We start from the raw sequence: 22,948 nt of genomic DNA, 5'->3' as shown, positions 1-22,948 counted from the left end.
CCCCTGCCCGCCCCGGCCCCCGCGCCCCCGGCCGCGCCGGGGCATGTGATCCGGCGGCCCGTCACCGACGGCGGCCCCACCGACGACCAGCGGCGCCTCGGCCTGGTGGACGAGCGGGGCCGCCCGCTGCCCGGCCTGACCAGGCTCCCGGAAGGCGCCATCGTCGACACCTTCCGGGGCACCACCGCGCTGATGGCCGCCCTGCGCCAGATCGTCGCGGGCACCTACCCGGGCGGTCCGGGCCGGGGCCGCGTCGGGCGGGCCGTCCACCGCGCCTCCGCGACGCTGTCCGGGCTGGCCACGGAGACCGCCCGGCGGGGCAACGCCATGAAGCAGGCGCTCCCGGCGAGCCTGTCCAGCGCCGTGAACCGGGCCGGCTCGGCCGTCAACTGGGCCGCCACGCCGGTGATCTGGGCGGCCAGGACGTCCACGGACGGCGCGGCCGCCACCTACAAGTGGACCTCCGTCGCCGTGGCGGGCGCCTCGCTCAACGACCGGGGCACTCTGGCGGCCGAAGCGCGGCAGGACGCGATCCGGCCCGGCCAGCTCATCTCCCGGGCCCCGCAGATCCTCGGCGGCGCCTACATCGTGGAAGGGCTGACGCTGCCCGGCATGGCGGCCGACCAGGTCATGATGCTGGAGGTCACCGGCTACCTCTCCAATCCCCAGAACCTCGGCTCCGAATCGCTCTACTCGGAGCAGGACGTCCTCAGCGGGGACACCTCAGGGCGGCAGCGCGGCGTCGGCGTCACCCACCAGGGCAACCTCCAGTTCACGGGGTTGCAGGCGGCCCCGACCCCGCCCGACCTGCTGGTCCACCAGGCCAACCCGGGCGGCCGCTACTCCCAGTCCCGCCGCACCGACGCCACCGCCACCGTCGGCTCCGGCACGAAGATCACCCACGCGACGGAGTTCAGCGGCGACACCCTCTGGATCGGCAACGACCTGACGCTGCTGCTGACCGTCCGCTGGGGCGTGCGCAACGTCGCCGGGAACACCGTCGGCCTCGGCCCCTACGCCCCGGTCACGGTCGCCATCGATCTGCCGCGCGCCGTCACGTACCTGGCCCCCGCCCAGGCCGTGGCCCAGCTCGCGGCCTGGTTCCAGGGCATGCCGGGCATCCCCGCGCCGACCCTGAACCCGCTCGACGTACCGCTGCCCGACCGGTACGCCCGGACCCGCCAGCTGGGCAAGGCGACCGTCATGTCGGTCACGCAGCTCGACGACACGACCAACCGCCGCGAGCGCCGCGACCGGATGCGCCACGAACTGACCACCCTGGTGGAGAACGAGGCGCCCGGCGTCACCCGGCCCGGTCACGCCTCCCACCTGCCGGGCGTGGCCACCGAGGTCGCCCGGATCACCGAGCCCGCAGCCCTGCGCGGCCTGCCCGGGCGGGGCCCCGGCGGAAAGGCGCGCTTCTACTTCCTCCACGTCGCCTACGGCGGGGCCCGCCTGGTCGAGGTCAGCCTGACCGCCGAACCGATGCTCCAGACGCCCGCACTGCGCGGTCTGCGCGGGCGCCGGGCGGGCGCGGGCACCGGCCTCGAACACGTCGACACCCACACCCCGCAGTCCAGGGCCACCACCACCGGGACCACCACCACCCGCCAGGGCACGGTCAACCCGGTCTCCCGCTACCCGCGCCCCGGCGCGACCGGGTGGACGGACCGCGCGGGACCCTCCCTGGCGGCGGCCGAGACCCGGGCCCGTACGGCACGCTCCGAAGTGGCGACGGAGGACCGCTTCTGGACCCGGTCGGGCAGCGTCGCCGACTTCGCCGTCGACTACCGCATCACCGCCACCGTCCGCTCCCAGACCGTGTGGCAGTGGCCCGCCAACATCCCCGGCGCCCTCTTCCAGGCCGGCCTGCTCAACCTGTCCGGCCTGGAAGGAGACGTGGCGCAGCAGGTCCGCTCGTGGATCGGCCGCCTGATGCACGGCCGCCCGGTCAGCCGCGTCTCCGTACCGGCCGCCACGGCCCTGCGGTTCGTCGCCTCCGAGGCCGACCGGCCCAAGCGGCACGAGGGGCCCCGCGCGCCCGCGCTGCTCGGCGGCGACCCGCTGCTGCTCACGGCCGCCGACGCCGCGGCCCAGGGCACCACGCCGTTCCCGCAGGGCGTCGGGCTGGAGACCACCGGACCGACCCCGGTCTACGACTACAACGCCGCCCCGCAGCTGATGCGGGCGCTGCACGACGTCGACCCGCGCATGGCCGCCGCCTGGGGGCTGCCCGCCAACGCCTCGGCGGAGGCCGTCGCCGCCCGCCTCGCCGAGCTGGTCCAGGCCGGTGAGATCACCCTCGACCCCTCCCGCACGGCGGCGGGGCTGACCGACGTGATGCCCGGCAGCTGGCCGGTCGAGAGCCCCGGCACCGCACCGTCCCTGCGCATCTCCCTGCACAACCCGCGGCCGGTCACCGAGGCCGGCGACGTCGCCATCGACCGGGTCCGCAGGCAGAACCGCACCTCGGCCATCGCCTCGTCCGCCGCCGGCTCCTTCGTCCTCAACCAGCAGGGCTCCTACAGCCTGGCCAACGGCAACCGCCAGGTGCTCGGGGTCACCTTCCCGCTGGCGGCGCAGCAGCCCCACGCCCTCTCCTCGGGCGGCAACGCCTCCGCGTTCTCCTTCAGCCGGCTGCGGACCGGCGCGACCAGCGACCCGGCCGACCGGCGCATCCCCCGCACCTACGAGACCCTGGTCGACACCGTCATCGAGGTCAACGGACCCGACGGCGTCCGGTACGTCACCGGCAGCTCCACCACCCGCCTGTGGGAACGCGACGTCCTCGGCTTCGGCGTCACCCCGGCGCGACCGGGCCCCCGGATCTACGACCTGCCGGCGATCCTCGCCGACCAGGACGCGGACGACCTGCACGACTGGGCCCAGCACCCGGTCACCGACCTGCCGGACGTGCTGGCGGACGCCATCCACGAGCAGGACGCCTCGGCGGAGCTGTGGCTCGCGCTCGGCCCCGACCCGGACGGCACCCGGCTGGCCCGCGCCCTGTTCGTCGGCTCCCTCACCGCCGCCCGGGCCGGGAAGCCGGTCGAACTCGTCATCCGCACCGGCCGGGAGCTGCGGATCTGGCCCTTCGCCGCCGACGGCTCGCTCACCGACACCACCGCCGCCACCGACGAGGCATGGCAGAACGTGGCGGACACCATCGGCGTCCACCTCGACGCCGTACGGGCGGAGGCGGCGGCCCGCTACCGAGAGGAGCGCCTGACCCGGCGGCAGCCCGGCGCGCTCACCGCGCTGGACACCGCCGACCGGGCCGTGGACACCGCCGCCACCGCGCACCGGGACGCCGACCGCGCCCACACGGACGCCCGCCGCGCCGCCGCCACCGTACGGACCGAACTCACCACGCTCCGGGGCCGGATCACCGCCGCGCGGGCGGAGATCACCCGGCTCGACACCGAGGCCCGCGAAGCCCGGACCCGCTACGACGACACCGCCGACGAGGAGCGCGGGCTCCACGCCCGGTGGCAGCGGGCCCGCGCCGAGGTGGCCCGGCTCGAAGAGGCCGTCGCCGCCTCCCCGGACGCCGACCCGGCCTCCCCGGACGGGCGGGACGCCCTGGCCGCGGCGGTCGAGCAGGCCGCCGCGCTCCAGGAGCAGGGCCGGGCCCTGCACCAGCGGCGCGAGGACGACCTGGACACCGCCGAGACCTCCCGCGAGGAGGCGCAGGAGATCCGGACCGGGCTGGAGCGGGCCCTCGCCCGCGAGACCACGCTCGCCGGGAACCTGCGCCGCGCCGAGACGGCCGTGACCGGGGCCGCCCGGGCCCTGCGGCAGGCGGAGACCGCCCTGCGCCGGGCGACCGGCGCCCGCGACGCGATCCAGGACCAGGTCGACGGCATCGAGGCCGAACTCATCGACGTACGCGACGAGTTGACCGAGCAGGCGCGCCGTCACGCCCAGGCGTGGGAGGATCTGCCCGGCCTCACCGAGGCGCTGGACACCGGCCGCCGCGCCGAGGGGCTCGGCGACGGGCCCTCCCTGCGCGGCACGGTCTCCTCGGCGCCCGCCCGCCCGACCCGCGCCGGGCGGCTGCGCGGACAGCCCCTGCCCGCCCCGCCGCCGGAGACGACGGCGACCGATACGACGGCGACCGCCCCCGGCACGACGGCGACCGCCACGGCGACCGCCACCGCCACGGCCCCGCCGCCCGCCGCGACCCCGGCGCCCGCCCCGCGCCGCGACCTGCCCGCCGCCGAACGCGCCGAACTGGCCGCCGGGCTGGCCGCGATGACCGAGGACGAGCGCACCTCCCGGCTGCTGTCCCTGTCGTCCGCCGACCGCGAGGCCCTGGCCGCCGACCGGGCGCTCACCGCCGAACTGCGCCGGACCCTGCCCGCCGACGCGTTCGCCCGGACCGCCGCCCTGCTGATGGTCGACGTACCGCCCGGCACGGACCTCCCCGTCTCCGCCGGCATCGAGGCGCGGGCGCAGGTGGCGCGCATGCTGCGGTCGCCCGCGGTGGCCGAACGCCTGCTCAACGAGGGCGCGCGGCTGATTGTGGTCCCCAAGGACACCGCGACGACATCGCTCGACCCGTTCAGCGCGCTGCGCGGCGAGAGCGACGAGGACGCCCGCTCCTACGACATCCTGCGCGGGGTCGAGGCCGGCGGGCTGGTCGCCGTGGGCGAGGAGAACCTGCTGGGCGACACCACGGCCGTACCCGGCTCGGGGATGTACGCCGACGGCTACTCCGCCGCGACCCACGAGTTCGCGCACGCCGTCCATCGCCACGGCCTCACCGACGAACAGCGCCGGCTCATCACCGAGGCGTACCACGACAAGGTGCTCGCGGGCGCCTTCGGAGCCTGGCCCGACGGACCGCTGTACGACGCCACCGGCACCCGCCGCAACTACTCGGCCCGCGACGAGTTCGAGTACTTCGCCCAGCTCACCAACGCCTACCTCGGCACGAACACCGGCACCGACCCCTACACCGGCCACCCCCGCAACAACGGCGCGGCGTGGGTCCGGCGCAACGATCCGAAGCTGCTGCCGCTCCTGCGCGAGCTGTACGGCCCCGACCCGAAGGCCGTCCACCAGTGGGGCGCCAACCCCCGGGCCGAGGAGGACACCTGGGCCGCCTTCCGCGCCTTGTGGGACGAGAACGGCGGCGCGTACGAGCCGCAGCCCCACGCCCCCGTCCCCGCGCCGCCCGCCCCGCCGCGCACGGCCCCGCTCAGCCGCCCCCGGCTGACGGCGACCGCCCGGCGGATCGCGGGCACCACGCCGCGCCGCGGCCACACCGAGCGGCGGTGCCTGGCGCTGCTGGGCGCGCTCCGGGACGCCCTGTACCCGGGCGGCGTACGGCCGGCGGCCACGGTCGACGACACGGCCCTCGCCACCGCGACCCCGGCCTCCGCCCTGGTCCCGGGGCCGGGCTGGAGCCCGGTGGGCTCGTGGGAGGCGGTGGCCCGCACCGTCGCCGCCCAGGGGCCGGGCGCGGCGGCGTTCGTCCTGGCGCGCCGTCAGGGCGAGGCGCTGGGCCACGCGTGGGCCGCCTACCACCTCGGCGGCTTCGACGGCGTGATGTGGCTGGACCTGTCGGCCCGCGACGGCCGGCAGCTCTCCACCGCGCCGCCCCCGGTCGCGGCGTCCGAGGCGCGGGCGATGGTCGTCAGCCCGCGGGGGCAGGCCGTCGAGGGCGCCCTGCCCGCCTTCGCCGCCTCCGCGTCCACCCCGCACGCCCTGCTGGACGCGGCGACCGCCCGCGCCTACGGCGCCATCGGCCTGGAGATCGAACGGCGGCTGGTCTTCGTGATCAGCGGCCTCGGCGACGTCCCGGCCAAGCAGATCCTGGCCACCGCCCCCGGCTTCAGCATCGTCACGGACCACGCGAGCGTCACCCGGACGGCCGACGGCCGGCTGCACCTGACCTTCCCGCCCATCGCGCCGGGCGACCCGAGGCCCCAGCAGTTCGGCTACCTCATCGGCGAGATCGTCGTCGAGCCGATGGCGGTGCTCCCGGGCGAGCGGCGGCAGTCGCCCGAGGAGACGCTGGAGCGGCTGGCCCGGGTCGAGCGGGCCCTGGACGGCCGCGACCAGCCGGGCGCGGCCCCGCAGATCTCCCTCGCCGACCTGCTGCCCGCCGAGGACGGCTGGACGGTCACCGACCTGGGCGGCAAAACCCTGGTCGGCCAGACCCCGGTCCGGACGAACCGCGCCTACGTGCAGCCCACCACCGGCTTCCCCGCCCTGGGGCTGAGCCTGCTCCAGGACCGGGTGGTGGACCGGCTGCCGAAGGGCGCGATCGGGGCGGTCGAGGCGTCGGGCCGGGAGTTCGGGATGCGGGCCACCGCGGAGTTCGTCCGCGCCTTCACCGGGCGGACCGACGTGCCCGACGTGGTGGTCCCCTTCCTCGCCCCGATCCCGGACGTCGACGACCTGTGGGGCTACCTCCGGTTCGCCTACGCCCACACCGTCGCCCGGCCCACCGGCGTCATCCTCAACCAGGGCCCCGCCGCCTTCATGGTGAAGAACGGCCTCGCGGTGGCGTCGCGCCCGGCCCTCGACCGGGTCCTGCGGGCGCTGCGCCCCCGCAGCCGGAGCTTCCTCGACCGGCGCCACGACGACATCAGCGCGGGCCTCGCCGCCACCCTCGGACGGCTGCTGGAGCTCTACCGCCGCACCATCACCCCGGACAAGCCCCTCTTCCCGGGCTACTTCGACGCCACGATCGGCGACGTCCCCTCCGCGCGCGAGCACACCACCTCCGTGCTGACCGGCCGCACCTCCGACGGCAGGACCGTCACCCAGAAGCAGACGGTCGACATGGACGACGACCGGTATCCGACCCTGGACACCGACGACGGCCGCCTCGACATCCCGCTCATCCTCACGGAGCTGCGTCACTTCGCCTACGACGGCGAGCAGTTGATGACGCCGGAGCAGATCCGGCGGGCCGTGGCCGAACTGTCGGAGCTGAGCCGCGAGGCCTACCGCCGGGCCCTCGCGCAGCGGGCCCCGCTGCCCGACGACGTCCTGGCCGAGTCCCTGAACCGCATCCTGGACAACGAGGCCGTCCGGGCCCTCGCCCCCTTCGTGCAGATGGTCCTGATGGCGGGTCTGCCCCAGCTCTCGGGCCCCACCCGCCGCCTGATGACGGTGGGGGAGAGCCAGCGGATCGCCCACGCCCTGGGCGCGTACGCGCTCGGCGCCCCGCTGCCCGCCGACCACCCCCTGCACCGTGCCCTGCGCACGGCGGTCCAGGAGGCGGCCGACGCCGTCGACACGCTCCCCCCGGGCCCCCGGGCCCGGATCGTGCCCATGATCACCGCCGCGCGGGGCGCCCTGGAGATCCTGGCCGACCCGGAACGGACCCCGCCGCCGCTGGAGTGGGTGTCCGAACTGGTCGCGCTGGACGGCTCCCGCGTCCTGCTCGACCGCGTCCTGGTGGTCAGGCACCGCGCCGCCGACGGCACCCCGCTGGGCACCTCCTCCCGCCCCGACCAGGAGTGGCAGGACGTCCGCCGGCAGACGTACGGGCTGCTGCCCGAGGTGGTCGGCTTCACCTACGTGCGTCCGGGCCCGGTGACGCTGGAGAGCCCGGTCCAGAACCTGCCGTTCCACGACGCGTACCTGGTCGGGCTGCGCGGCGGACCCGACGCCGCCGCACTCGCCCTGTCCGACGGCTCCGACGCCGTGGTCGACTACGCGCGGATCGTGGACTTCCTCTTCGCGTTCGACGGCCATCTGACCGCGCTCGCCCTGGATCGGCCCGTCGTGGTGGCGGGGGCCGACCTGGCGGGCCCGCCGTCCGCCGATCCGCTGGAGACGCCGCTCGCCGGCCAGCAGCTCGCCAACGGCCTGGACCGCTGGATCTGGACCACCGGCAGCGGCATCGAACCCGTCCTCGCCCCGGGCGACGGGCCGACCGGACCGCGCTGGCAACTGGCCGAGGGCGACTGGTGGGCCGGGTTCCGCCCCGAGCCCACCACCCCCGAACTGGCCCGGTGGGCCGAGCGGATCACCGGCGACCGGGGCCGGGCGCCCGACGTGCTGCGGTGGGTCCGGGCGATCCGACTGGTCTACGGCCCCACGGTCGACGACCAGGGCGCCGTCCTCGCCACGCTGCTCGACGGCTTCTGGGCGCTGGAGCGGAGCCGCGCGGCCAACGGCTTCACGAACCCGCTCACCTGGAGCGACCTCCGCACCATGGTCAGCGCGTTCTTCACCGCGAACGGGCAGGCCGAACCGGCGCTGCCCACGGCCCTGCCGTTCCTGCTGCTCTCCGCCGCCGGCGCGGTCGGGACGACGCTGGAGCTCCCGGCGGCGATCGCCCCCCAGCACCACAGCGTGCGCGCCTGGGGCACACCCGCCGCAGGCGGCGTCGTCGAGGACGTCACCGACCGGGACGAGGAGATGTCGCTCTTCGCCCCGCCGCCGACGTCCGCGCCCGCCGCCCCGGTCCCGTCCGCCCCTGCCGCGGCGACCGCCCCCACCCCGGCGACGGACGCCTTCGGCGGCCCGACCGACCCCGTGCTCGACCCGAAGACCAGGATCAACGGGCCGTCCGGAACCACCCAGGGCCGCAACTGGACCCGGGCGAAGATCAGCCGGGTCCTGCCGGGCACGCTGCGGACCATCGAGAAGCGGCCGGGCACCGCGCCGAAGGTCGTCTCGACCGGCCCGGCGCCGTGGCCGGACACCGCGTACGTCGTGACCGCCGACGGCGAGGACGGCCGCGTCCTGCTGCCGGACGACCGGGAGCTGGGACCGGAGGCGGTCGCCGCCGCGCTCGCCGCCGACCCGGAGCTGGCGAAGCTCCCGAAGGACGTGCCCGTCGTCCTCGCCGTCCCGTACACCGGCGACCGCTACCAGCAGACGCTGCAGGCCGTGGCCGACCGGCTGGGCCGCACCGTCTGGGGGCCGAGCGGAGGAGTCCGCGCCGTCGCCGACGGGCCGGACGACCACGTCCTCGCGCTGCTGGACGACGACGCCGACGCCCCGGTCAGCGCCTGGGTCGCGGCCGAGCCCTCGACCGCGATCGGGTCCTACCTCGACCGCACGTGGACGGCGCTGGACGGGACCGTGTTCCGCGACAGCGACGTCCTCACGGTGCCGTTGACCGACGAGAACCACCGGCACTTCGGGCGGCTGGCCGTCGAGCGGAAGGACGGCCTGCGACGGCGGGCGCAGCGGATGCGGCGGTTCCACAAGCTGCGGGAGCTGTCGCACCGGCTCCCCGTGGGCACCGACGCCGGCACCGAGAACGAGCCGGTCGCGTCGGAGCCGGTCACGACGGACGCCGCCGTCCACGTCTACGCCGGCCACGGTGAACCGGGCCGGATGCACCTGCCGCTGCGCGACGGGCGGACGGTGTGGCTGAGCAAGGCGGACGCGGCGGCGTACATCGCGGGCCTGCCCGAGGTGCGCAACCTGCCGCGCGGCCACCGCATGCACCTGGAGGTCTGCTGGAGCTCCTCGGACGGCGACCCGCGCCGCCAGTACCCCTATCTGGGCGAGACGCCCCATGTCGACGACCCGCTCGACGACGTGCCGCTCGACCAGCTCGTGGCCAACCTGACCCGCCGGGAGACGGACGGCTCCCTCCGCCAGACGGGCTTCAACGACACCCACCGCATCGCCCTGGCCTCCGCGACCGGCCGGCGGGGCGGCCGTGTCCTGCGCCGCCCCGAACCGCTGGGGCCCGCGCTGGACGCCCTGGCCCGGGACTTCGGACTCCACCGCGGCCCGGACCCGGTCTCCCCGGAGACGCGGCAGACGATGCTGCGGCTGCTCCGGGCGGTGCGCACCGTCTTCGGCACCACGTTCGAGGACTATCGCGGCGGGCCGGACGGCCGGTTCGAGCGCGTCATGAAGGGCATCGTCGCGCTGGAGCGGATGCGGGCGAACGACGGGACGATCTCCCACCTCACCCCGTTCCGGCTGGACATGCTGGACTTCTTCGTCCAGGAGCACACCGGCCGCGCCCCCGACAAGCGGGGATACGTGGAGCTGCTCGACTTCGCCGCCGAGCGGATCGCCGACGACGCGAACGCCAGGCTCACCGACGCGGTGCCCGCGCCGTCGCTGAGGATCGCCCTCAAGCAACTGGCGGACAAGGGCGAGCAGATGATCCGCCACGTGCAGTCGCTGCCCGCGTCCGCTCCCTTCACCCCCCGGCTGGTCGCCTCGACCCTGTGGGCCACGACCCGTGCCGCCCGGCTGCTGCGCGGGCTGACGCCCGCCGCCCAGGAGGCGATGGGCCGCAAGGTCCTCCACCTCGACGCCTCCACCGTCTGGGACCAGTCGCGGCAGGAGCCGCTGTGGGCGCTGCTCACCAAGGCGATCGCCGAGGGCGTGGACGCCGGCGACCAGGACGTCATGGCCGCCTACCACCTCGCGGAGAGCGGTGCGTTCGCCCCGTCCGCGGTGCTCCGCCAGGGAGCGAACGTCCAGGGGGTCAACTGGTCCGGCACCGCCATGCCCGCCGGGGTCGACTGGGGCACCGTGCGGCAGATGACGTTCGGGCCCAACGGCAGCACCATCGGCTCGGTGCGGCCCGCCTGGACCGGCCCGCACAAGCCGATGCCGGTCCTGAACGTCGTGGAGATCGACGGGGCCGGGCGGATCGTGCTGCACCTGCCGGGCCGCGCCCCCCTGCCCGTCTCCGAGAACGAGTTCCTGGCCCTGCTGGAGCGGGACCCCGGCCTGCGCACCCTCCCGCTGAAGCACCCGGTGCTGTTCCTGACCACCGGCCCGGGGACGCTGAGCCCCGGCCTGGTGCGGCGGTTCTCCGAGAACACCGGACGCCCCGCCTACCGGTACAGCGCGCCGATGATGCTCTCCTCCGGCGACCCCGCCACCCCGCTCGGCATCCTCGCGCTGACCGACCCGGCCACCAGGGCCCCGGGAGCCTGGACCCGTTCCGCCCGGCAGGCCAACGCCCCCGCCGCCGCCTCCGGCACCGGCGACCTGATCGTCTTCAGCCCCTCGGACGAGAAGACCGGCGCACTGCCGGACATCGGCTCCCTGAGCGTCGGCGAGCAGGGGCGGCCCCCGGCCGGCTCGCTCCTGTCGCCCGCGACGCTGATGACCAACGCCTCGGGGGCCCCGCGCGGCCGCAACCTGACGGACGAGAAGGTGCGCCAGCTCCGCATCGGACGCGTCCGGGTGTACGAGGCGGAGGCGGGCGCCCCGCCCAAGGAGAAGGCCGGCGAGGACCGGGCCGCCCCGTGGGGCGACTCCGCGTACGTCGTGTGGGGCGAGAGCGCCCCGGACGGGGTCCGGTTCCCCGACGGGCGCACGCTGGACGCGGAGCAGCTTGCCGCCGAACTCGCGGCCGATCCCGAGCTGGCGAAGCTGCCCAAGGACGTCCCCGTCGTCCTGGTCGTCCCGCACCTGGCCAACGAGCGGTACCTCGCCTACCTGCGGGCGGTCGCCAACCTGCTGGAGCGCCCCGTGTGGGCCCCCAGCGGCGACGGCCGCCTGGTCCGCAACAAGAAGCGCGAGCACGTCCCCGCGCTCATCGACCACGGACCCGACCAACCCCTGGGCTCCTGGGTGCCGTTCCGGCCCACCAAGAAGGCCGCACCGGCCCCGGACCGCGTCTGGACGGCGCTCGACGGCACCGTCTTCCGCGACAGCGACGTCCTCACCCGGCCCCTCGTCTCCGACCGCGACGAGCGGTTCGGCCGGATGTCGCACGGCGACGACGCCCGGAGCCGCGAGGAGCTGATGCGCTCCTACCAGCGGGCCAGGAAACTGGTGCACCTGATGGCGTCCGGCAGCCGGACCGCGCTGATCAGCGAGGAGACCCGGACCCCGGACCCGGCGTCGTACGTGTACGTCGCCCACGGGCTGCCCGGCGGCCTGCAACTCGCCCTGCGCGACGGCCGGACGGTGTGGCTGGGCGCGGAGGACGGCGGACAGTACATCGGCGGACTCCCCGAGGTCGCCGAACTGCCCGAGGGCCACCGGATGAAGCTGGAGGTCTGCTGGAGCGACGCGGCCGGGAACCCGACCCAGCCGCAGCTGGACAACCGCCCCGCGCCCGCCGTCCAGGACCCGCTGGACGAGGTCTCGCTCGCCCAGCACACGGCGAACGTGAGCCGCCGCGTCACCGAGGGGTCGCTGATGAGCAGCGGCTTCGACACCGACGCGCACATCCTGCACGACGCCCCCGGTGGCGTCGCCGGCCGCCGCAGGCGGGTCGTGCCCGAGCCGCTGCCGCACGAGCTGGACGAGATGGCCCGCACGGCGGGCCTGCACACCGGGGAGGGGGAGGCGTCGCCGGAGGTGCGCGCGACCACCCTCCGACTGGTACGGGCGCTGCGCATCGTCTTCGGTCCCGAGACCGAACAGGACAAGCCCGCGCACGCGCGGCTGCTCCGGGGCATCGGCGCCATGGAGACCCTGCGCGCCAACGACAAGGCGCTGAGCCGGTTCACCCCCTTCCGCATGGAGCTGTGGACCTTCATCGCCCAGCGGGTGGGTGCGGCCGGAAAGGCCCCGGGCCCCGACGACTACCGCAAGGTCCTGGACCTGGCCGCCGGCCTGCTGGCGAAGAAGCCGGAGGCCCCCCTCGGCGAGGCCATCGGGGACCCGGCGATCCAGCACGCGATCCGGCAGATCACCCAGTTCGGCGCGGCGCTCGTACGGAACGTGCTGCGGCAGCCCGAGCAGGCGCCGGTGACCCAGCGCGTCGTGACCCGGGCCTTCTGGGCGATGGCTGGCGCCGCCCAGCAGATGGCCGGCCGGGACGACGCGTTCACGGAGAAGCTGGGCCGCCGGGTCCTGCACGTCTTCCCCGACGAGGAGTGGACCCGGGCCCACAAGCAGCAGCTGTACGTCCTGACGGCCCAGGCCATCGCGGCCGAACTCGACCCGGCGGACTACTTCACGCTGTCCGCCTTCCACCTCGCCTCCACGGGGGCCTTCGGCCCCGCCCAGCAACTCCGGTCCGGGGAGGGCTTCCAGGGCTTCAACTGGAGCGGCGCGCCGGCGCCCGGCGGGATCGACCTGCGGGCCGTCGGCCGCCAGGACACCGACGGCGACGGCGCCTCCCTCCAGCACTTCCGCGCGCCGTGGACCGCCGAGGGCGAACCCGCCGAGGCCATGGTGGCGTGGACCGACACCGACGCCGACGGCTTCGTGGTCCTCCACCTGCCGGGCAAGCGGCCCCTCCGCGTCGCCGACCGCGAGTTCCTGGCCCTCCTCGACCTGGCCCCGCCCCTGCGCACCGCCGCCCTCGGGATCCCCGTCCTGTTCGTGCTCTCCGGCGCGGGCAGCGGCGAGGGCCGGGCCGCCGCGCTCTCCGAGGCGTTCTCCAACCGCACCGCCCGCAACGGCTGGTCGTTCAGCGGCGCGTTGACGGTGGCCCCCACCACCTCGGCCGCCCCGCCGACCGGCACCACGGCCACCACCCCGCCCGCCCCGCTGCGGCTCATCGGGCGCCCCGGGGCGAGCGGACAGCAGGGCGTCTGGCGCAAGGCATGGCTGCAGGGCCTGAACTCCAGCGTCCTCGCACCCGCCCCGTACGGCGACGCCCTCTTCTCCTCCCCGCGGCCGCCCGCGCGCCCCACCTCCGTACCGGGGACGGCACCGGCCACGACCGCGCTCACCGCGCCGCGCAGCCTGACCGGGGCCGCGATCACCACGGCCCCGCCGCTCGACCGCGCCGCGCTGACCGCGCTGGTCCGCCGGGTGACGGGCCGGGAACCGCTGCGCGCCCCGACCGTCGAACGCTGCCTGGTGCTCCTGGGGGCGCTGCGCGCCGAGCTGTACCCGCAGGGCGTGCGCCCGGCGCGGACGGTGGACGACACGGCGGTCGGCGTCCCCGCCACGGAGTCGTCCCTGGTCATGGGCCCCGGATGGCGCAAGGTCCGCTCGTGGGACGCGGTGGCCGGAGCGGTCACCGCCCAGGGCCCCGGCACCGTGGCCCTCGTCCTGGCGCACCGCCAGGGAACACGCCCCGGCCACGCCTGGGCGGCCTACCACCTCGGCGGTCGCGGCGGTGTGGTGTGGGTGGACCTCTCGGCCGGCCACGGCCGCCAGGTGTCCCTGCTCCCGCCCGCGGTCGCGGCGTCCGACGCCCGCGCCGTCGTCGTCGGCCCCGGCGGACAGGCCCTGGAACACGCCCTCCCCGCGTTCGCCCCGTCCTCCTCCACCGCCCACGCCGCTCTCGACGCGCCGGTCGAACCCGGCTACGGCGCCATCGGACTGGAGGTCGAGGAGCGCCGCGACCTCTTCCTCGACCTGCCCGGCCGCCTCACCTCCACCCTCGTCCTCGCCCACGGCCCCGGCATCACCCTCGTCACCGACAGCCGCGGCTTCTGGATGACGGAGGACGGCCTTCTCCACGTCAACGAGCCGCAGGTGCCCCCGGGGCAGCCGCGCCCGGTCCGCAGGAACTTCGCCATCGGCGAGTTCGTCCTCGACCCCATGGCCGTCCTGCCCGGCGAGCGCCGCCAGACCCAGGAAGAGGGTATGGCCCAGCTCCAGCGGGCCCGCGCCGCCGGACGGCTGCCGGACGAGCGCCAGGTCGCCGTCCCGCTCACCGAGATGCTCGGACCGCTCGGCGGCTGGACGTTCACCGAGGACGGGCTCAAGGCCAAGGTCAACCCCGCCCCCGAGGGCTTCGACTGGACCGCCTACGGCCAGCTCACCCTCGGCTACCCCACCGTCGGCCTCCGGGAGCTCCAGGACATCGCCCACCGGCGGCTGACCGTCCCCAAGTTCGAGACCGCGATCGCCGGCGCCCGCAGCTTCGGCCAGCTCCTCACCACGACGTACGCGAACGACCTCCTCGGCACCCCGGTCGTGGAGAGCCACATCGCACCGTTCCTCTCGGCGATCCCCGAGGTCGACGAGGTGTGGGGCTACGGATGGCTGGGCTTCCAGAACGTCGTGGCCGCGCCGATCGGCGACGTCTTCGACAACGCCCGCCCGCCCGGCGCCGACCCGGAGCTGATCAAGAACCTCCTGCCCGCCGCCTCGCGCAACGCCCTGGACCGGATCCTGCGCGCGCTGCGCCCCCGCACCCGGACGTTCCTGAACGAGCACCACGACCAGCTCTCCGCCGACGCCGCCCGCCAACTGAGCCTGCTGCTCGACTTCTTCCGGCAGCGGCTGACACCCCATCTGCCCGCCGACCCCGCCTTCTTCGACACCGCCGGCACGGAGGTGCCGACCCCGCGCGAGCACTGGACCGCCGTCCTCACCGGCCGCACCTCCCAGGGCGAGCCCGTCAGCCAGCGCTACGCCGTCGGCATGGACGACGGCGACTACCCGGTCCTGGACACCGACGACGGCCGGCTGCTCGTCCCCCTGGTCCTCGCCGAGCTGCGGCACTTCGGCTACACCGGCCAGTTCATGACGCCCGAGGAGATCCAGCGCGCCGTCACCGAACTGTCCGCCCTCGGTCGCGCCGCCTACGAGCGCGCGCTGCGCTCCCGTGCCCCGCTCCCCGAGGACGTGCTGCGCGAATCCGTCCGGCGGATCGTGGCGAACCCCGTGGTGCGGGACGTCGCGGGCTTCCTGATGGTGGCGGCGCGGGCCGGCATCCCGCAGGTCGGCGGCGCCACCCGCAGGCCGCTCACCGAGTGGGACAGCCAGGCCGTCGCCCTGGCGCTGGGTGAGTACGCGCTGGGCCGGCCCCTGCACGAGGACCACCCCGCGTACCAGGCGCTGCGGACCGCGCTGACGGAGGCGTACGCGCTGCTGCCGAACATCCCCCCGGGCGGGCAGGCGAAGGCCCGGGGCTTCTTCGACGCGGCACACCGCGCCCTCGCCGTCCTCGCCGACCCGGCGCAGACGCCGCCGGTGATGCGGTGGTACGCGGAAGTGGTCGCGATGGACGGCGCCCGCGTCCTCCTGGACCGGGTGATGGTGATCCGGCACCGCGACGCGCAGGACCTCCCGGTGGGCACGTCCTCCCTGCCGCTGCACGCCTGGCAGGACGGCCTGCGGCAGCACTACGGCCTGCTGCCCCAGGTGACCGGCTACACCCAGGTGCGGCCGGGCCCGGTGCCGCTCGAAAGCCCGGTGCGGGCCCTGCCGTTCGAGAACGGGTACGTGGTCGGGCTGCGCGGCGGCCCCGGCGGCGCGCTCCTCGCCCTGGCCGACGGCACCGACGCCGCGATCGACTACGCCCGCGTCGTGGACTTCCTGTACGCCGTGGACGGCGATCTCACCGCGCTCGCCCCCGAACGGCCGGTCGTCGTGACGGGCGCCGACCTCGCGGGCCCGCCGCCCTTCGACCCGCTGGACACCCCGGTGGCCGGACAGCAACTGGCCAACGGCCTGGACCGCTGGATCTGGACCCCCGGCGGCGGCGCCGAGGCGTTCCTCGTCCCCGCCGACCAGCTGGGCGGCGTGCGCTGGCAGTTGGCCGAGGGTGACTGGTGGGCCGGCTTCCGCCCCGAGCTGTCGACCGCCGAACTCGGCCGCTGGGCCGAGCGGATCACCGGCGACCGCGGCCGGGCCCCGGACGTACGCCGCTGGGTCCGCGCGGTCCGGCTGGTCTACGGCCCCCTGCTGGAGAACGACGCCACCGCCTTCGAGGCGCTGCTGCGCGGCTTCCGGGCCCTGGAGCACACCCGCGCCGCCAACGGGGTGACCACCCCGCTCACCTGGAGCGACCTGCGGACGGCGGTCGGCGCGTACTTCACCGCGAACGGGCAGGCCGAACCGCCGCTGCCGGTGGCGCTGCAGTTCCTGCTGCTCTCCGCCGCCGGATCGGCCGGCGTCGACCTGGAGCTGTCGGGGATGACGATCGCCCCGCTCCACCACAGCCCGCGCGCCTGGGACCGGGCCTCCGCCGGACCGGACTTCTTCGCCCCGGCGGGCACCGCGCCCGCCCTCCCGCAGACCGCCCCCGCGCAGCCGCCGGCGACCGGCGCGTTCACCGGGCCGGACGATCCGCTGCTCGCGGCCGACACCCTGCTGACCGGACCGGCCGGGACCGCGCAGGGCCGCAACTGGACCGGCAGGAAGGCCACCCGCGTCCTCCCGGGCAAGCTGCGGACCATCGAGAGCCGGCCCGGCGCCGCACCGAAGGTCGTCGCGACCGAATCCGCCCCCTGGCCGGACACCGCGTACGTCGTCACCGCCGACGGCGAGAGCGGCCGGGTGCGGGCGAAGGACGGCCGGGTCCTGGACGCCGAGGCGGTCGCCGACGCGCTGGCCGCCGATCCGGAGCTGGCGAAGCTCCCGAAGGACGTGCCCGTCGTCCTCGCCGTCCCGTACACCGGGGACCGCTACCTGGAGACGCTGCGGGCGGTCGCCGACCGGCTGGGCCGCACCGTGTGGGGGCCGAGCGGCGCGGTCCGGATCGCCCCCGACGGCACCGGGGACGCGCACGTGCTGGTCACCATGGACGCCGACCCGGACGCGCCGGTCGGGGTCTGGGTGTCCGTCGCCCCCTCGCCGGCGACCGGACCGCACGAGGACCGGACATGGACCGCGCTCGACGGCACCGTGTTCCGCGACAGCGACGTCGTCACGCGCCCGCTCGCCGACGACAACCACCAGCGGTTCGGCCGGATCGCCGTCCACCAGGGGGACGCGCTGCGGCGGCGCGAGCGCAACTTCCGCGCCCTGCGCCGGATGCGACGGCTCGTCCACTGGACGCCCGCCGGCAACCGCGCCCACGAGACCGCCTCCGAACCGGTCTCCATGGACGCCGCCGTCTACGCCTACGCCGGACACGGCGAACCCGGCCGGATGCAGCTCCCGCTCCGCGACGGCCGGACCGTCTGGCTGGGCAAGCACGACGCGGCCGCGTACATCGCGGGCCTCCGCGAGGTCCGCGAGCTGCCGCCGGGCCACCGCATGCACCTGGAGGTCTGCTGGAGCTCCTCCGACGGCGACCCCACCCGGCCGCAGCCGTCGTTCGCCCCGGTCCCGCACGTGGACGACCCGCTGGGCGACGTCCCGCTCGACCAGCTCGTCGCCAACCTGACCCGCCTCGACACCGAAGGCTCCACCCGGATGACCGGGATGGACGACTCCCGGCGCTTCATCATGGGCGCGGCCGACGGCGGGCGCGGCCGCCGTGTGCTGCGCCGCCCGGAACCGCTCGCCGACGAGCTGGACCGGCTGGCGGTCGTCGCCGGACTGCACCGGACCCCGGGCGACGTGCCGCCCGAGACCCGCGAGGCGACGCTCCGGCTGGTGCGCGCCCTGCGGACGGTGTTCGGCGACGCCGTCGAGGACGACCGCACCACCCCCGGTGGACGCTACGAACGGGCGCTCAGCAGCATCGGCGCGCTGGAACGCCTCCGCGCCAACGACCCCGAGCTGGCCTCCTTCACCCCGTTCCGCGCGGACATGCTCGACTTCCTCGTCCGCGAGCACACCGGCCGCGCCCCGGACCGGGCCGGATACCAGGCGCTCCTCGACCACGCCGCCGCCCGCGTCGCGGCCGACCCCGACGCGCGCCTCACCGACGCCGTGCCCTCGCCCGCACTCCGGATCACGCTGACGCAACTGGCCGACGCGGGCGAGCAGATGATCCGCCACGTGCAGTCGCTGCCGCCGCAGGCGGCCTTCACCCCGCGCCACGTCGCGTCCACCCTGTGGGCCACGGCACGGGCCGCCCAGCTCTTCCGCCCGATGTCCGCCGACGCCCGCGAGGCCATGGGCCGCAAGGTCCTCCACCTCGACCCCGCCACCACCTGGAACCGGAACCTGCAGCAAGGCGTGTGGGCGGTGACGGCCAAGGCGATCGCCCAGGGCATGGACGCCACCGACCACGACCTGCTCGCCGCGTTCCACCTGGCGGAGAGCGGCGCCTTCGGCCCGGCCGCCCTGCTCCGGCAGGGACCCAACATCCAGGGCGTCAACTGGTCCGGCACGCCCGCCCCCGCCGGCATCGACTGGAGCACCCTGCACCGGCCCGACGGGGCCGCCGTCCACCGGCTCACGCCCGAGTGGACCGGCCCCGGCACGCCCATGCCCCTGCTCAACGTCGTCGAGGTCGACGCGTCCGGCACCCCGGTCCTCCACCTGCCCGGCCGCGCCCCCGTCCCCGTACCGGAGAACGAGTTCCTGGCCCTGCTGGACCTGGCGCCCGCGCTCCGCACGATCCCCCTCGGCAGCCCGGTGCTGTTCCTCACCACCGGGCCGGGGGCGCTGAGCCCGGAGCTGGTCCAGCGGTTCTCGCAGCGCACCGGACGCCCCGCCCACGGCTACAGCGCCCCGATGGCGCTCACCGCGCCGGGCCCCCAGGCCCCGCTCGACATCATCGTCCTGCCGGACCCGGCGACCAACGCCCCCGGCCACTGGACCGCCGCCACCCGCCAGTCGACCGCCGCCACCACGTCCGGCGAGAGCCGGCCGGCCTTCTTCGGGCCGCCGCCGTCGGCCGACCCGTTCCAGGATCCGGCCACCGTGCTGCGGGACGACGCGGGGAAGGCGATCGGACGCGACCTGACGGGCGCCTGGACCGACCGGGCGCGGATCGACCGGGTACGGGAGGCCGTGGACGGGCAGGCGGCCGGGGAGCCGGACCAGCCCGCCCCCTGGGGCGCCGAGGCGTACCTCGTCGGCGACCGGGCCCTCGACGCCCGGGGCCTGACCCCGGAGGCGTTCGCGGAGAAGCTGGCCGGGGACCCGGAACTGGCCGCGCTGCCGTCCCACGTGCCGGTGGTCCTGGCGATCCCGTACGCCGGCGCACAGTACCTGGACCTGGTGCGCGCGGTCGCCGCCCGGCTGGGCCGCCGGGTCTGGGCCCCCAGCGGCGACGGGCGGCTCCGCCACGACTCCGCTCTCCAGGCCCGCATCCCGACGATGGCGGTCCACGACACCGCCGGCTGGCACGGCGACTGGGTGCCCTTCGACGCGCCGGCGGTCCCGGCGCCCTACGAGGACCGGCAGTGGACCTCGGTCGACGGCCGGACCTTCCGCGACAGCGACGTGGCGACCCGGCCGCTGGTCTTCGACCGCCGCGAGCGGTACGGCCGGGTGTCGGTCGGCGACGACCTGGACCAGCGCGAGCGGATGCTGCGCGGGCTCTTCCACCGGCGGCAGCGGATCCACTACGCGGCCACCACCCTGGGCGACCAGGTCGTCGGCACCGAGCCGTACACCCTGGACCCGGCGGTCTACACGTACTACGGACACGGCTACCCCGGCACGCTGGAGATCGTCCTGCGCGACGGCTCGACGGTGATGCTGACCGCCGCCGACGGCGGACGCTACATCGGCGGACTGCGCGAGGTCCGCGAGCTGCCGCCCGGCCACCGGATCGGCCTCCAGGTCTGCTACGCGGCCTCGCCGGGCCATCCCCTCGACCAACCGCAGGAGGGCCGCCCGGTACGGCCCGTGGAGGACCCGCTGGACGAGGTGTCCCTCATCCAGCACACGGCCAACGTCAGCCGGCTGGACGTCGAGGGCCCGACCCAGACGGCGGGGTTGGACGACGACTCCTTCATGCTGGAGGACACCCCCGGCGGTGTGGTCGGCCGCGTGGTGCGCGTCCGCCCCGAGCCGACCGAGGCCGAACTCAACCGCCTGGCCGTGATCGCGGGCCTGCACGGCGACCCGGACACCGTGCCGCCGGAGGTCCGGACGACCGTCCTGCGGCTGGTACGCGCCCTGCGCCTGGTCTTCGACCATGCCGTGGAGGACGACCGGTGGGTGCCGGGCGGCCGGTACGAGGGGGCGCTCAAGGGCATCGCCGCACTGGAGACCCTGCGCGCCAACGACCCCGGCCTGCGGCGGTTCACCCCGTTCCGCATGGAGCTGTGGACGTTCCTCGCCCGGCGCGTCGGCGGCGACGCCCCGGGCCCCGACGCCTACCGGGACGTCCTGGACGCCGCCCGGCAGCTGGTCGCACAGCGGCCGGACAGCACGCTCTCCGGGATGCTGCCGGACACCGCCCTGACGTACGCCGTCGACGAACTCTCCGGCACCCAGGGCGAGGAACTCGCCCGCGACGCGGTGGGCCTCCCCGAACCCGTCACGCTGCGACCCAAGGACATCGCCCGCGCCTTCTGGGCGATGGTGGCCGGCGTCGACCTGGTCCTGTACCGCCTGGACCCGGCGCAGCAGGAGAGCCTGGGCCGCCGCGCCCTCCACCTCGCGGACACGGACGCGTGGGACGAGGGGACGGCGGCGGACCTGACGTTCCTCGCGGTACGGGCCCATGCCCGCCAGATCGACATCACCGACCCGCACCAGCTCGCCGCCCACCACCTGCGTGAACGGGGCGCCCTCCGGCAGATCCTCACCGACGGGACATCGCCGGTCGGCTACAACTGGAGCGGACGCCCGGCCCCGAACGGCGTGGAGAGCGACCAGTGGTACGCGCGGGTCAAGGCCGGCAACGACGTCCTCACCCTGCCCCACCCGGCGCAGTGGCGGTCCACGGAACCGGGCGGGGACTCCCTGGTGATCTGGACCGGGACCCGGCCGGACGACGGCGGCATCGTCATCCACCTCCCCGGGCACGCCCCCGTGCCCGTTCCCGACGAGGAGCTGTGGGCGCTGCTCGACCTGGCCCCACTGGTCACGGACGCGGGCGTCGACGTCCCCGTCGTCTTCCCGATGGGCGGCTTCACCGCGGGCGACACGCGGCGGACGCAGCCGTTCACCGACCGCACCGGCCGCAGCGCCTTCGGCTACTCCGGACCGCTGGACCTGGTCGAGGACGACCCGTTCGACCCGCTGCGCATCACCGCCCTGCGGGAGAAGAAGCTGGGCCAGTGGATCAGGACCGTCTGGAGGCCCCGGCCCGCTCCGGGGGCCGCGCCGGGGACGCCCGGCACGGCCGCCAAGACCGGTCCGTCGCCGAGCGTCACGGAACGCGCCGACGCCGCCGGCCCCCCGCGGACCGGTGCGCCCGAGGAGCCCGCCGGTCTCCCGCAGTCCGCAAAGGCCGCCCTTCCCGACGACGCGTACGGGGCGCTCCGGGACGGCGTCTCCGTGCTCCGCGAGGGCTTCCGGCGCGTCGGGCCGGACACCGTCCTCCTCGACGGCGCTCCCCTCACCCTGCGCGAGGCGCCGGGGGAGGGCGAACGGACCGTGGACACCCTGCTGTTCGCCGTACGCCCGGTGGCGGGCGGCACACCGGCCGGCGCGGTGACCGGCACGGCGGCGGAGTTCCGTGCCTGGCTGGAGGGCATGGTCACCGCCGAAGACGTGACCGGGCAGGACGTGCCGTCCCTGGAGGCCGACCGCACCCTCCCGCTGGACCTCCTGGACCGGATCGGGGCGTCGCTCAGCGTCTCCGTACGCACGGAGGCCATGCTGCTGGGCGACCGGATCCCCGCCTCCCGGGTGGAGTTGACCCCCGTACAGCGGCTGCGGGTGCTGCTCGCCGACCCGTCCTACGGCGCCGGGACCACGGCCCTGCCGATGGGCCCCCTCGCGGCGGCCGCCGCGCGCGGGCTCGGGGTGACCGTGGCCGTGGTGGGCCCCGACGACGAGGTGACGTACCACGGCGGGCACGGCGACGGGGGCCCCGCCGCCCTGCTGGCGCTCGCCGGGGACCGTCACCTGGCGGGTGTCCCGGACAGCTCCTCGGCGGAGGCTTCGGACGCCCCGGGCCGGGGAGCCGCCGACGCCTCACCGACCCCCGGCCAGGGCACGGCCGACGCCCCGGAGACGCCCGGCGGCCCGTTGGCCGACGACGCGGCACGGCTGGACCAGGTGGTGGAGGCCCTGTCCTCCGTCCCGGCGTCCGTCCTGCGACCGGCGCCCGCCGGACCGGGGGAGACGGCGCCCCCCGTCCCGGCCCGGCCCGGACCGCAGGACCCCGAGGCGGACGCCTGGGCACGGCGGCACCGCGCCGTCCTGGACGACGCCCTGCGCCTGTTGACGGCGCTCGGCCCCGAATCCCCGCCCCGGGCCGGGCCGCTGACGGCCGCTCGGCTGGAGCCGCTGGTCAACGCCTGGTTCCGGGCCCGTGAACAGGACCCCTCCGGCAGCCTGACCGACCGGATCCGCCGCATACTGGACGACATCCGTGCCTGATCGC

General features: G+C 76.0%; 1 protein-coding gene. It reads left to right on the top strand.

Features of this window, described 5'->3' with window-relative positions; translation table 11 throughout:
- Positions 1–45 precede the first annotated feature (45 nt).
- A complete protein-coding gene (locus tag IF19_RS0129645) occupies positions 46–22,944 on the top strand; it encodes a lonely Cys domain-containing protein (protein WP_248782509.1) in 22,899 nt (7,632 codons plus the stop codon).
- Positions 22,945–22,948: the final 4 nt, after the last annotated feature.

This window comes from Streptomyces californicus, from assembly GCF_000717645.1.
Lineage (GTDB): Bacteria > Actinomycetota > Actinomycetes > Streptomycetales > Streptomycetaceae > Streptomyces > Streptomyces californicus.
Note: the sequence above shows the minus strand (reverse complement) of the source record. Positions and strands in the feature narration are given on the sequence as shown.